This window comes from Bacteroidota bacterium, from assembly GCA_016715425.1.
GTDB lineage: Bacteria > Bacteroidota > Bacteroidia > Chitinophagales > BACL12 > JADKAC01.
In genome coordinates, this window is record JADKAC010000002.1 from 341,227 (window position 1) to 355,022 (window position 13,796).

Below are 13,796 nucleotides of genomic sequence, written 5' to 3' on the forward strand. Positions count from 1 at the left end.
ATTAAAATACCTCGTATAACAGTTTCATTTCTATTATTTAGAAATTATTGTAATTTTTAATTAACATTGAAAAGTAAATTAATTATGGAAAATATATTTATTAATACAGCAGCACTATTGCAATCCCTACATTTTAATATTGTGAATGAAGATTGCCACAGACCATGGGGTGGATTTTTTGTGATTGATGATTCTCAGGCTGAAAAATTTGCAAAACATTTTTTCCCGGAAGAAAATTTTAATACGTTGCAAAATGCAGGTAAACTCAGTCCTAAAATTTTAATGGTGGCTCCGGGTAAAAGACTAAGTTGGCAATATCATAATCGTCGATCTGAAATATGGCGATGTGTAGATGGTGATGTTGCTGTAGCATTCAGCGATACAGATAAAGAATTACATCAACGCATTTTAAAATCGGGGGATATCATCTCTTTACCCAAAGGTAAACGTCATCGTTTAATTGGATTAAATAATTGGGGAGTAGTTGCTGAAATATGGCAACACACAAATGAATCGCAGCCGTCAGATGAAGAGGATATAGTGCGATTGCAAGATGATTTTGGTCGTTAAAAAATTGTAGGATTTTCTTCTATGGAGATAGGCTCAATAATTTCTATTCGCTTATTCTTTTTGTTAAATAAGTTTTTTATCCCTTTACCTATTATTGAAATAACAGGCGGGGCAATAGCAAGAATTTTCGGAGCTTTAGTTCTCATTACTCCAACAGCTAATAAAGCACTACCAGCGAGTAATAATCCACCGGGATTCTGAGATTTAAAGATTTTATTTACAAAGAAATCTTTTGCAGTTTCTTTTATGAAACTACCATCTGTAACTGTTGATTGAATATTTTCCCAACCATTTTTCAATTCAGATTCTAGTTCCAATTGTCTTATTTCAAGCTGCTGTTTTCTTGCCGTCAACCGATTCATGCTTCTCATCTTGGTTTTCTTTTTCTTGTTCTTTTTCTTCTTCTTTTTCAAAGTAATTATCAATAATCATATCCTCCACCGGGTATTTAATCCATGCATTCTTTTTTACTATTACAATAATAAACAACAGTAAATAAAATAAACCGGTTGCCAGAAATCCCCAATACCATGCACCCCAAATAGTACCGAGATAAAATGCAGCAGCTATGCTCAATAGCATCAGAGAAAATACTCCGATGCTACTGATTATAACTGTCGCAATTAAACGTGAAGCTAACTTTGCATTTCGCTCTGTAAACTCCACCTTAAATAAATCAATCTTCAACTCCAGATATTCTCTGGCATTTTGAATCATGAGACTAATTGCATTTTTCATTGATTATTGAATTTTAAAATCTTCAATTGAAGAATGTGTTTTAGTTATTGTAGATTTTTTCAGCATGCTTGCGGACATCTTTCCGAATATCGGCAACCATTTCACCAGTTTCATTTGCTGTTGCTTTTATAGCATCACCATATTCTTTTGCTTTTCCTGCAAGTTTTTTTCTAGTTTCTTTTCCTTTCTTTGGAGCGAACAATACTCCAAGCGCTGCGCCTGCTGCTAATCCTGCTAACAAACCAAGTGCGATTTTTCCTGAATTTTTCATATTTTTTTTTATTTAGTTATTTAATTAATTATATACTTAATATACAAAAATTTATCCATCTATTCAAATCAATCTGAAAATACGTTTTCTAAGGTTGTTGTTTTCTTTTAATAAAAAGAATACGCCATTTCGTTATTTAAAAATTATCATCTGCAAAAAACCCTATTTAAAATACCCAATAACACAAAGTCAATTTTAAAATAATAATACATCTTTATAAATAAGTGTAAACAACACTTCAAGTGTTTCTATGAGGAATTCATACATCCGATTTAAAAACATCATAACATACTAATTGTTTAAAATAATCCTCAAAAAAAATGTTGTAGTTTTCGTCATTCGCTTTTACAAACAAAACATAGCACTATGATTAAATTGATTTGCACTTTACTATGTCTCAGTAATTTTTTATTTCTTTCAGCACAAACTGATAAAGAAAAATGGGATGTATCAAAACCATTGGAACCCTACAAAGAAGTTACCATCGAAACGGATGAAGGCACATGGATGAATTTAGATGTAAGTCCTGATGGAAAAACAATTGTGTTTGATATGTTGGGTGATATTTATGCAATGCCAATTGCTGGGGGCAATGCAAAACTATTGCGTGAAGGACATGCTTTTGAAGTACAACCGAGGTTTAGTCCTGATGGAAAGAAAATATCCTTCACCAGCGATGCAGGGGGAGGTGATAATATCTGGATAATGCATGCAGATGGCAGTGATGCTAAACAATTGACACAAGAAAATTTTCGCTTATTAAATAATGCAGTGTGGACTCCCGATGGGCAATACATTGTAGCAAGAAAACATTTTTCTTCAGAGCGTTCTTTAGGTGCAGGCGAAATGTGGATGTATCATATTGGTGGTGGTGATGGAATACAATTAACCAAGAGAAAAAATGATCAGCAGGATGCCGGCGAACCATGGGTAAGTCCCGATGGCAGATATGTATATTTCAGTGAGGACATGGCAGGCGGTGGGTATTTTCAATACAACAAAGATCCGAACGGTCAGATTTATGTTATTCGCCGCTATGATATGGAAAGTGGTGAAGTAGAAAATGTAATTCAAGGACCCGGCGGTGCTGTGCGTCCTCAAATTTCTCCCGATGGAAAAAAGATTGCATTTGTAAGAAGAGTACGCACAAAATCCGTGTTATACATTCATGATTTTGCAACAGGAATTCAAACTCCTGTGTATGATTCTTTATCCAAAGATCAACAGGAAACATGGGCGATTTTTGGAGTCTATCCGTCTTACAATTGGATGCCGGATAATAACACCATCGTAATTTGGGCACAGGGAAAAATCAGAAAAATAAATATAGAAACTGGTGCTTCAGAAATAATTCCTTTTAAAGCAAAAGCGAAACATCAAATTACCGATGCATTAATATTTAAACACAATCCTGCACCTGAAAATTTTGAATCGCATGTAATTCGCAATGCAGTTACTTCTCCCGATGAAAGTTTAATTGTATTTAATGCAGCTGGTTATTTATATACAAAAAAATTGCCTGATGGTAACCCAATACGATTAACAACAGGAACTGATTTTGAATTTGAACCTGCATTTTCTCCAGATGGAAAAAATATTATTTATGTATCGTGGAATGATGAATTCAAAGGATCTATTTGGAAAATTCCGGCAATTGGTGGAACACCTGTAAAACTTACAACAGATAAAGGAATGTATCGCACTCCTTCCTATTCTCCCGACGGAAAAAACATTGTGTTTTTAAAGGAAGAAGGCAATGGCGCAATGGGATATTCGTACTCTGTGAATCCCGGAATTTATTTAATGTCTGCAACAGGTGGTGAATCAAAATTTGTAATTAATGATGGTGAATATCCTGTATTTAATACTAAAGGTGATAGAATATATTTTCAGGAAGGCGGAAATTTATTTGGCGCATTAAATAAAAATTATTGCAGTGTGCAATTGGATGGAAAAAATAAAAAGACACATTTCCATTCCACCTATTCCAATCAGTTTACATTAAGTCCTGATAATAAATGGTTAGCCTTTAATGAGCTATATAATATTTATATACTTCCATTTACAGACAACGGAAAAACATTTGAAGTAAGTGCAAATCAAAAGGCAGTGCCGATGGTAAAAGTTTCTGATAACTCAGGAATAAATCTGCAATGGTCTGCGGATGGAAAAAAATTACATTGGACAACAGGGTCAACCTATCAATCTGTAGAATTAAAAAATTGCTTTACATTTTTAGATGGTTCACCAGATAGTATTGGTAAAATTGAAACCGATAACATTGATATTGGATTACTATTAAAATCAGATAAGCCTACAGGAAAAATTGCCTTTACACATGCAAAAATTATTACAATGAATGGTGATAAAATTATTGAGGATGGAACTGTGTTGGTAGAAGGAAATACAATTATTGGTGTAGGTAAATCATCTGATATTAAAATTCCATCCGACGCAAAAGTGATGGATGTAACCGGTAAAACTATTATGCCCGGATTTATAGATACACATGCACACCTGAATGCTTTTCGGTATGGTTTGAGTCCTCAAAAAGATTGGGCGTATTATGTAAATCTTGCTTTCGGAATTACATCTACACACGACCCTTCTTCTAATTCTGAAATGTCGTTATCACAATCGGAAATGGTGCGCACCGGTAATATGATTGGTCCACGTATTTTCACAACAGGAACAATTTTATATGGCGCTGATGGAGATTTTAAAGCAGTAGTAAATAATTATGAAGATGCGGTATTTGCTATGAAACGCACAAAAGCATTAGGTGCATTTAGTGTGAAGAGTTACAACCAACCGAGAAGAGAACAAAGACAACAAATAATTAAGGCAGCAAAAGAATTAGAAATGATGGTGGTGCCCGAAGGTGGTTCTACATTTTATCATAACCTTACAATGATATTAGATGGACATACAAGTGTGGAACACAACTTACCAATAGCTCCATTATATGATGATGTAATTCAATTATGGGCAGCAAGCAAAACAAGTAGTACTCCAACTTTAGTTGTGAATTATGGAAGCATTAATGGTGAATATTATTGGTATCAAAACACCAATGTATGGGAAGATGAAAAGCTTATGAAATATACCCCCCGTGCAATTGTTGACAGCCGATCACGACATCGTATGATGATACCGCAGGATGAATATGATAACGGATATATTCTCACATCACAATCATGCAAAAAATTAATGGATGCCGGTGTGCGGATATGTGTTGGTGGTCACGGTCAGTTACAAGGCTTGAGTGTAATTTGGGAAATGTGGAATTTATCTCAGGGTAGTATGACGAATATGCAGGTGTTGCAAGCAGGAACTTTGCATGGTGCAGAATATATAGGCATGGAAGCATATTTAGGTTCTATAGAAAAAGGAAAACTTGCGGATTTAATTATTTTGAATAACGATCCGCTTGCAGATATTCATAACATACATGATGTTTCTTACACAATGGTAAATGGAAGATTATTTAATACTGCTACAATGAATGAAGTAGGTAATTATGATACACCGAGAAGTAAATTTTTCTGGGAACAAGAAGGCTATAATGACAACTTTAAATGGCATGAAGACAGCAATAGTTTTATGCATGTAAATTGTGTTTGCGGCCATTAACTTTTTGGTCAAAAAAGATTAACTTTCAATAAGCGAGGCTTACAATTATTTTACTGTAACCTTGTGCTCAACATTTTTAAATGGCAACACTGTGTATCGTAATTCTCATCATAGCAAGTGTGCTTTTTATTTATGAAATATATGCACTCATACAATCCTTATTACTCAGAAAAAAATTACCGGTTGAATCGCTGGATAACTATTCGCTAATCTCTGTAATAATTCCAGCGAGAAATGAAGGAAAAAAAATTACTGCATGCCTTGAATCTATTTGCAATGTAGATTATCCTCCGGATAAGTTAGAAATAATTGTAGTCAATGATCAGTCAACAGATAATACAGAAAGTATAATTCAAACTTTTGCAAATAAATTTAAAAACTTAAAACTAATAACTATTACAGAATTACCTTCTGATTGGTCGGGTAAAAGTAATGCTTGTCATACTGCATCTGAATCAGTAAGCGGAGAATATTTATGTTTCATTGATGCAGATGTAATTGTAAAGAAACAATTATTTAAACAAGCAGTAGCTTACTCTATAAATCATGATATGGGTGTGTTGAGTTTAATTCCACACATGCTTGCAAAATCTTTTATCGAAAAAATATTGTTGCTTCCGGTTTTTGTAATGACAGCAACCGCATTGCGCAATTCTAATACTACATTGAATGGTCAATTTATTTTATTTAAAACATCTGTGTACAAATCCATCGGCGGACATACTCTTGTAAAAAATACTGTTGCTGAAGATTTGGAATTCGCCATTTATTTATCCGATAAAAAATATGCTGTTGCATTTCTGTTTGCCGAACATTTATTTGATTGCCGTATGTATGATAGCTATAATTCACTTTCCAAAGGAATATCCAAAATGCTACTGCGATTGTTGAGAGGAAATGTTTTTAAAGCTTTGTTTTTAAGCAGCAGATATCTAATAATTATGCTGGGGTTCATCAGTGCTATCGTGTTATTTTTCTTGCAAGGCATTACAACTATTTCACTGCTCTTTTTGCTGTTGCCGGTTTCTGTTATCACACTTTGCATTGGGCTTTCAATCTATTTTAAAATCACACCTTTCTGGGGTTTATTAATGCCTATCGGCTGGATATATCAACCTGTATTTTTCTATAAATCTATCTTAGGGAAATACCGCCACTATTACGAATGGCGTGGAAGAAGAGTGTATGATAATGCAAACTAATTTCAGCTCATTTCAATGTATTAGCACTTGATAAGATATTACCACTCTTTAACATTAAAAGAATAATGATATTTGTGTTATAAATCTCATTTATTAATTATATATGAAAAAGTATTTCACATTGTGTAGCATGCTGTTTATAGGATTATTTGCTTATGCAAATACCGGAGGATCAGCAAGAACTAATTTATTGCTTAGTAGTTTTTCAATGCAAACTTTACCACAATGGATTACCTATGTAAGTACTGTTTTCATCGTGCTCATTGCATTAACCGTTGGGTATCAGTTAGCAGTTTATTTAAAAAAGAAAAATACGATTATTGATGATGGTCCAGCCAATACATTGGTAGCAGCTGTTATGGGATTACTTGCTTTTATTCTTGCATTTGCATTTAGTGTTACCACCAATCGGTTTGATACAAGAAAGGGATTACTGTTGGAAGAGGTGAATACAATTGAAACGCTGTATATGCGTGCTGATTTAATCCCGGAACAATACCAGGCTCAGGTGAAAAAAGATATTATTGATTATGTGAACGCCCGGGTTCAGTTAATTCATGCACCGGATAGTATAGAATATTATGCCCAACGATCTATAGAATTACAAAATGATATCTGGTCTGTTTCTAAAACATTAGCTAACGAAGATTTACAAAATGCAGATATTGTTTCTTTATTTATTGGTTCCGTAAATGATTTGATTACTATGCAGAACATGCGGTACACTGTAGGTATTATGTACAGAATACCTACAGCAGTTTGGGCATTATTATATATTCTCATTTTATTTTCGATGTTGAGTATGGGATATTTATTCGGACTAAAAAAGGAAAGGAATTGGTATATGTTTATAATATTATCCATTGCATTTTCCGCAGTAATTATTTTAATAGCCGATCTGGATAAAAGCGGTACCAGCACCACTAGTATAATTAAAGTAAGTCAACAGCCTATGCTTGATTTACAACAACGATTATTATTGAGATAATCTTAATAGACCAATGTAAAATGTAAATAATTTTCTCGAATACAGATGTTATTTTAATTGCCGTGGATTGCAATTACAAATTGATATGTTTACCTCTGCTCCAAAACTAATTTGCACATGCATTTTGGCAGATAACATTTTATTTATTTCTGTTGGGATTATATTTTACAAACTGCTGAAGTAATATAGAACGACCTGTGCGCATTATTAATGGTTGCAATGCCAATAAAACTACTCCAAGCAGCACCAATGAAACTATTGCGGATAGATGAAACACAAATAAAAATAACACAATACAGATAGCACCAATTAATATTGAAATAGGATAGCTGGTCCATAAGGCAGCAGAATAAAATCCGGATTCTCTTTGAAAATCAGCCTTACAAACCGGACATCTATCCGGCATGTGCATCATCCCTTTTAACTGATACGGATTTGTATTGCTAAACATATTACCTTCTCTGCAACGTGGACATTTCCAAAGCAGAATACTTTTTAATTTGGTGTTCTTGTTTTTGATGATATAAAGATGCAATTAAAGACTCAGTCTATTTATGCAAAAATTAAAACTCCACAGAATAATTTCTGTGGAGTTAAATATGACTAAAATTTAAAGTGTAAATAAATCGAAGTGTGTTTTATCCTGGTTATGTTATTCAAAAACAGGCCAAGCTTTTGGATCCCAATTCTTGAGATTTATTCTTGTCCAGATAGGATTACCATTTTGCTTCAACAGATCGTATTTAGCAATTAATGCCATACGCAATTCTTTCACATCATTGCGTTCCATTTCATCGAGTTTACTTTCATTTACTACAAGTAAACCTTGTACACTATAAGTAGCAACATTATGATCCAACCACTTATACTCAGCAGTTGTAATTGAATCAAGCTTATAATGTTCCGCCCAATCACTCATGTCCGTTAATGGAACAAGAATAAGCTTATCAGTAGCCGACATTCCCTGCGGATTGATATCAAGTTTTTGAATCGGTGCCGCACTCACAACAAAAAAAGCATCAATATCTCCTTTGCTTAATGCTTCATAGCTTTCATCAAAAGGCATCTTATTAGAAATCCATTCAATACCGGTATAATCTTTAATTAAACTTGCAGTGAGATGAGTGGATTGATTCGATGATCCGATTGCAACATTTTTACCATGTAAATCACGCAAGCTATTTATGTTTTCACTTGCTTTAGTTACTAAATGAATTTGTTGATATTCCAGTGGTACTAATACTTTCAAGTTTTTTGTTTTCTCGGTATTCAATCGCATATCCTGCGCCTGCATATAATATAAAAGATCCGAAGGAATAATTGCCAGATTAAATTTTGAATTAGGATCTGTTAAAGCATTGAAGCTATCCATTGCACCTTTGGTTTCCTTGTTATAGACATCATAGTCTAATCCTTTAGCTACGATTGTAGAAATATCTTGCCCAATATTATATTGAGTAGCTTGTTTTATGCCTGACAAAATAGTAAGCTGAGCAAAGGTACCTGAAGATATTACTACAGCCACCAAAAGGGATAGAATTAATTTATGATTCATAAAAATTTAGATTAATAACATTTTAAATAGTGCCTAAAATTAGAAATTATACGCATATAAATAAAGAAAGTATTAATCACGCATATTTTGCAGATAAACGCAGATGCTTTGATACAAGTAAAAAGTAATCCCGTAGATTAGGTCAAGGGCGCAGTAAAATATTGAATAGGTTATGATTGTTGAATTATACATTATGTGTAACACAGATTGTGTAATTGGGAAAAGTTTTCTTTGGCGGGAAAAAAATGTCTTGTCAATTTCGCTCTAACCATCTTGCTAAGAAGCAATCATACACGCTATAATAATTTCCTATAGAATCATTTTCGGTATATAACATTTCTTTACTGAGCAATGCCTGTAATGAACGTTGTACTTTCGATGGTGTACCTAATTTATATTTAGAAATAAAAACAGCACCACCGGGCTGATATAATTTTTCTTCCTTGGCAATAGCTGTTAATAATTTCCATTGTGCAGGCGTGAGTAGATTTTTATATTGTATAAATGTAGGCTTATGCTCTTCCAGCAGATTGTAACAAATATTTCGCACATCATCAATATCTGTAAAAGTAAAACCGCTGGCAAAAATTCTATTGCAGACCACTTGCGTATAATAGGTATGAAGCTTAGTCCAGTGAATAATAAATTGTAAGGCTTCTTCTGATATTTTTCTTGAGTGCTGATTAAATTTTTCCTGAATAAAATTGGAATAATCCACTTCTGAAATTTCATTAAGATTCAGCATTTGAGTGCTTGCAAAAAATGGTCTTGCTTTTTGTGTAAACATTTGCGATAAAATATGTTTACTGCTACCACTGTAAATGAATCGGATAGTATTAAGTCTTTGAAAAATAGTGCGCAAAAGTGCTTCCGTATTTTTTTCGGGATACATATTAATTTGCTGAAACTCATCTAATGCGATTACAATTGTAATACCTAATTTATCGAGAAATTGAAATAATTGTTCCAGTGATTTCTCTTGTTGCAAAGGTTGAGAATAATTGAATGACACCTGCGGAAGTCCTGTAAGATTATCATAACTTATTATAGGTCTCAGTCCGGTAATAAAGTCAAATATTTTTTTTCCGATAGGTTTCTTGGCGGGAAATTCTTTTAAAACTGCAGAGGCAATACGTTCAATTAAATCCTTTTGATTTTGAGTAGCATACATATCTACGTACAAGCATTTCATTTGAGCGTTACGAGATAACTTAGAAAATAAATGGAGTATCAATCCTGTTTTGCCCATGCGTCGGATAGAGATGAGTGTAGTGTTTACTCCGTTTTCGATGTTGGACTTCAGCGTTTTAATTTCCGCTTTTCTATTACAGAAAAATTCCGGTCCCGAATAAGAAATTACAGGAAATGGATTAATAATTTTAGCCATTCAGCAAATATACATTTTGTGTAACACATTTTGTGTAACACAGATTGTGTAAACGGAATATTTAAGTTCTCATTTTCATCCGCCACAAAAATTTGCGCAAGCCAACCAAAAAATAACCCAACAAAATATATTCTATAAATCTTATTCCTAAAACTTTAAACATGTTTATTGTATTCACTGCTTCACCGGCATCATTATAACATGTGTAGTCTTGTATAATATAAGTAGAACCGGGTAGTGGATGCAATGTGTTTTCACTGCGATTTAACTTGCTGCCATCTTCACAACAACATATTTCCACAGGCTTGTTATAAATATAATTTCCCGGTTGATCAATTGTTGCTCCCATTAATGCAAAAAATCCAATGCTCAATCCTTTGAAAAAATTGTTTGTTATAAATGGTTTGCGCAATGGAATAATTCCAAACGTAACTAATGCGATTGCTAATAAAATTATGCTGGCAACTCCTTCAATTGTTGAAATGGCAACAAAGGATAAAATGATAATTGCAATCATCCCGATAATACCTCCTGCTAAAATCAGTATCCATGCCCAGGAAGGAAGTTTTTTCCAAAAACTTTTTTTGATTGTTGTTTTTGAGTGTTTTAATAAATCTCCGCAATAACGACAATAGGTAAAATCATCCGGATTTTCTTTGTTGCAATGGTTGCAGGTTATCATGTAATAATTGTATTCAATAATAAATTATGCAACACCAACTCCGTTTTGATTTTTAAACTTGCCTTTACTTTTGCGAATACGACAAGCTACTACCTTATATTCCGGACACATGGCTTCGCTATCAGAAATATTCGATGTAATCTTATTTAACATCACTTCCGGAAAATGAAATGTAGAACTTAAAATTCCGGGTAAAACATCATCCGTAATTTTTGCTTTGATATCCACTTTACCTCTTGGACTTTCTACACAAACCATATCTCCATCTGCAATTAAATTTAATTCTGCATCTTCCGGATTAATTAATAATACATCTTCTGAAAGTATCAAAGCATTGTTGGTACGCCGAGTCATTGTTCCTGCATTGTAATGTTCCAACTCACGATTTGTAGTGATAATATATGGATAATCTTTACTGTGTTCAACTAACTCTGCACTTTCTTGCCAGGCAGTAAAATAAAATTTTCCTTTCCCTCTTTGAAATTCATTGATATGCAAAATATCCGTATCTGTTCCATCGGGTTTCACCGGCCATTGTTTTCCATTATCACCTAATTCACTCCACTTAACACCGGCAAAGAAGGGTACTATTTTCGAGATTTCATCCAACACAATTGCAGGATCATAATCCGGCATTTCAAATCCCATGTGGTTCATTATATCCGTCATAATTAGGCCATCGGATTTTGTTCCGGGATATGGTTTTACTGCAGCATTCACTCTTTGAATTCTGCGTTCGCCATTTGTAAATGTGCCGCTCTTTTCTAAGAATGTAGAAGCAGGTAAAATCACATCTGCAAACTTGCAGGTTTCAGTCATAAATATTTCCTGAATCACTAAAAAATCTAAATGTTCTAATGCTTTTACTACATGATGAGTATTGGGATCTGTTTGTGCAATATCTTCTCCCATCAACCATAATGCTTTTAAATTACCATCAATGGATGCATCAAACATTTCAGGAATTTTTAATCCTTTACCTAATGGAATTTCTCTACCATAATGCAATTGAAATTTAGTATTTATTTCCGCATCATACGCATCTAAATATCCGGCACCCTGATGAGGTTGACAACCCATGTCGGCTGCACCTTGCACATTATTTTGTCCTCGCAATGGATTTACTCCCACACCCTTTCTACCAATATTACCGGTAATCATCGCAAGGTCTGCAATTAATATTACTGAAGCAGTTCCTTGTGAATGTTCTGTTACTCCCAATCCATGAAAACTCATTGCATTGGGTGAAGTGGCATAAGCATGTGCTGCTTTGCGAACGAGGTTGCGATCAACACCAGTAATTTTTTCATGTTCTTCCATATCCAATCGCAAAATTTCTTTCTTCATTTCATCATAACCTTCTGTGCGTGATTCAATGAAAGATTTATCTTCTATGCCATCTTTAATAATGTAATACAACATCATATTCAGCAACGCCACATTTGTTCCGGGTCGCAATTGCAAATGATAATCCGCATATCTTGCAAGTTCAATTCTGCGAGGATCAATTACGATTGTAGTTCCACCCTTCATTGCAAACTGTTTCATTTTTGCTCCTGTAACCGGATGTCCATCAGTTGGGTTTGCACCGATTATCATTATGCAATCTGTTTCTTTTAAATCCACAATGGAATTTGTTGCCGCACCTGTACCAAAAGTATATTGCATTCCAAGGGCAGTTGGTGAGTGACATACTCTTGCACAACAATCAATATTATTTGTTCCGATTACTGTGCGAAGAAATTTTTGCATCAGATAATTTTCTTCATTCGTACATCTTGCTGAAGAAATTCCGGCAATGGAATCAGGACCGTAAGCAGATTTTATTTCGGTTAATTTATCAGCAATAAAAGTGTAAGCTTCATCCCAAGATGCTTCCACTAATTCTCCATTTTTACGAATTAATGGTGACGTTAATCTGTCGGGATGATTATAAAATGAAAATGCATAGCGACCTTTCAAACAAGTATGTCCGCCATTTACTTCTGCATCATAAGGTGCCTGAATACTTTTTACTTTTCCATCAAGCGTGGACACATCCAGATTACATCCCACACCACAATAAGTACAAACTGTTCTTGTAGTTTCTGTACCCACTAAAGATTTACTCTCGAATATATCGCCGATAGCACCAGTAGGACATGCTTGCGCACAAGCTCCACAACTCACACAATCACTTTCGAAAAATGAAACATCAGAGCCTTTAATCACTTTACTATCGAATGCACGGCCTGCCATACTCAATACCATTTCACCCTGCACTTCATCACATGCACGAATACAGCGATAGCAATTAATACATGTACTTAAATTACTTCTCATATAAGGATGTGATAAATCCGTTTCATAATGGAAATGATTTTTTCCTTCGGGATAACGTATCTCACTTATTCCAACTTGCGCTGCAACATCCTGCAATTCACAATTATTATTTGCAACACAATTAATGCAATCCAATGGATGATCTGTAAGCACAAGCTCCACAATATTTTTGCGCAAACGTTTTACACTTTCAGTAGATGTATGAATATATGATCCGGGAATTAATGGAGTATGACAAGATGCTTGTGTTTTTACAGGACCATCCTCTTTCAATGCAACTTCAACACTGCATACACGACATGAACCAAAGGGTTCTAAATTAGGTGCATCACATAAAGTCGGCACCAATTCTCTACCCTGATTACGGCGAATAAATGAAAGTATAGTTTCACCCTTCACAAATTCAAATGGCTGTCCATCAATGTATGATACATTCATTTTTGGTGTT

The 13,796-nt window shown here is 34.2% G+C and carries 12 protein-coding genes; 4 read left to right on the top strand and 8 right to left on the bottom strand.

The window, feature by feature from the left end; all coding sequences use genetic code 11:
- Positions 1 to 84 precede the first annotated feature (84 nt).
- Positions 85 to 570: a phosphoheptose isomerase gene (locus IPN31_03315; protein MBK8680930.1), complete on the top strand. Its 486-nt coding sequence runs from the start codon at positions 85 to 87 to the stop codon at positions 568 to 570.
- Here IPN31_03315 and IPN31_03320 read toward each other — a convergent pair.
- Genes IPN31_03320 through IPN31_03330 form a run of 3 tightly spaced genes read right to left on the bottom strand, consistent with a single transcriptional unit; the run spans position 567 to position 1,579 of the window.
- Complete coding sequence (locus IPN31_03320; protein ID MBK8680931.1) at positions 567 to 923, bottom strand: hypothetical protein; 357 nt, start codon at positions 921 to 923, stop codon at positions 567 to 569. The two genes, IPN31_03315 and IPN31_03320, sit on opposite strands and share 4 nt — an antisense overlap.
- Positions 898 to 1,308, bottom strand: a complete 411-nt coding sequence (locus IPN31_03325; GenBank protein MBK8680932.1) for a phage holin family protein — start codon at positions 1,306 to 1,308, stop codon at positions 898 to 900. The genes IPN31_03320 and IPN31_03325 overlap by 26 nt, the downstream gene beginning before the upstream one ends.
- A 40-nt stretch (positions 1,309 to 1,348) precedes the next feature.
- Positions 1,349 to 1,579 (bottom strand): YtxH domain-containing protein, encoded by a 231-nt coding sequence (locus tag IPN31_03330; GenBank protein MBK8680933.1) that lies wholly within the window; start codon positions 1,577 to 1,579, stop codon positions 1,349 to 1,351.
- A 366-nt stretch (positions 1,580 to 1,945) separates the two neighbouring features.
- Here IPN31_03330 and IPN31_03335 point away from each other — a divergent pair, with 366 nt between their 5' ends.
- The 3 genes from IPN31_03335 (at position 1,946) to IPN31_03345 (ending at position 7,402) form a co-directional block, all read left to right on the top strand.
- Positions 1,946 to 5,212 (top strand): PD40 domain-containing protein, encoded by a 3,267-nt coding sequence (locus tag IPN31_03335; GenBank protein MBK8680934.1) that lies wholly within the window; start codon positions 1,946 to 1,948, stop codon positions 5,210 to 5,212.
- Positions 5,213 to 5,292: 80 nt separating this feature from the next.
- Positions 5,293 to 6,414, top strand: coding sequence for a glycosyltransferase (locus IPN31_03340; protein ID MBK8680935.1), 1,122 nt, complete (start codon positions 5,293 to 5,295; stop codon positions 6,412 to 6,414).
- A 103-nt stretch (positions 6,415 to 6,517) separates the two neighbouring features.
- Entirely contained in the window at positions 6,518 to 7,402 is an 885-nt protein-coding gene (locus tag IPN31_03345) for a hypothetical protein (GenBank protein MBK8680936.1), read from the top strand.
- 139 nt (positions 7,403 to 7,541) lie between these two features.
- Here the strand turns inward: IPN31_03345 and IPN31_03350 are convergent, their stop codons facing one another.
- The 5 genes from IPN31_03350 to fdhF all read right to left on the bottom strand — a co-directional run bounded on the left by IPN31_03350 (position 7,542) and on the right by fdhF (position 13,786).
- Positions 7,542 to 7,853, bottom strand: coding sequence for a DUF983 domain-containing protein (locus IPN31_03350; GenBank protein ID MBK8680937.1), 312 nt, complete (start codon positions 7,851 to 7,853; stop codon positions 7,542 to 7,544).
- A gap of 201 nt (positions 7,854 to 8,054) precedes the next feature.
- A complete protein-coding gene (locus tag IPN31_03355) occupies positions 8,055 to 8,957 on the bottom strand; it encodes a TAXI family TRAP transporter solute-binding subunit (protein ID MBK8680938.1) in 903 nt (300 codons plus the stop codon).
- Between the two features lie 253 nt (positions 8,958 to 9,210).
- On the bottom strand, positions 9,211 to 10,344 hold the full coding sequence (locus tag IPN31_03360; protein ID MBK8680939.1) for an ATP-binding protein: 1,134 nt from the start codon (positions 10,342 to 10,344) through the stop codon (positions 9,211 to 9,213).
- 61 nt (positions 10,345 to 10,405) lie between these two features.
- Positions 10,406 to 11,026, bottom strand: a complete 621-nt coding sequence (locus IPN31_03365; protein ID MBK8680940.1) for a hypothetical protein — start codon at positions 11,024 to 11,026, stop codon at positions 10,406 to 10,408.
- Positions 11,027 to 11,050: 24 nt separating this feature from the next.
- Entirely contained in the window at positions 11,051 to 13,786 is a 2,736-nt protein-coding gene (gene fdhF / locus IPN31_03370; GenBank protein MBK8680941.1) for a formate dehydrogenase subunit alpha, read from the bottom strand.
- Positions 13,787 to 13,796: the final 10 nt, after the last annotated feature.

Coding starts and splice junctions, on each gene's coding strand:
- IPN31_03350 (MBK8680937.1), bottom strand. CDS start 7,853: ATGTTTAGCAATACAAATCCGTATCAGTTAAAAGGGATGATGCACATG.
- IPN31_03355 (MBK8680938.1), bottom strand. CDS start 8,957: ATGAATCATAAATTAATTCTATCCCTTTTGGTGGCTGTAGTAATATCT.
- IPN31_03315 (MBK8680930.1), top strand. CDS start 85: ATGGAAAATATATTTATTAATACAGCAGCACTATTGCAATCCCTACAT.
- IPN31_03345 (MBK8680936.1), top strand. CDS start 6,518: ATGAAAAAGTATTTCACATTGTGTAGCATGCTGTTTATAGGATTATTT.
- IPN31_03335 (MBK8680934.1), top strand. CDS start 1,946: ATGATTAAATTGATTTGCACTTTACTATGTCTCAGTAATTTTTTATTT.
- IPN31_03365 (MBK8680940.1), bottom strand. CDS start 11,026: ATGATAACCTGCAACCATTGCAACAAAGAAAATCCGGATGATTTTACC.
- IPN31_03340 (MBK8680935.1), top strand. CDS start 5,293: ATGGCAACACTGTGTATCGTAATTCTCATCATAGCAAGTGTGCTTTTT.
- IPN31_03325 (MBK8680932.1), bottom strand. CDS start 1,308: ATGAAAAATGCAATTAGTCTCATGATTCAAAATGCCAGAGAATATCTG.
- IPN31_03360 (MBK8680939.1), bottom strand. CDS start 10,344: ATGGCTAAAATTATTAATCCATTTCCTGTAATTTCTTATTCGGGACCG.
- fdhF (MBK8680941.1), bottom strand. CDS start 13,786: ATGAATGTATCATACATTGATGGACAGCCATTTGAATTTGTGAAGGGT.
- IPN31_03330 (MBK8680933.1), bottom strand. CDS start 1,579: ATGAAAAATTCAGGAAAAATCGCACTTGGTTTGTTAGCAGGATTAGCA.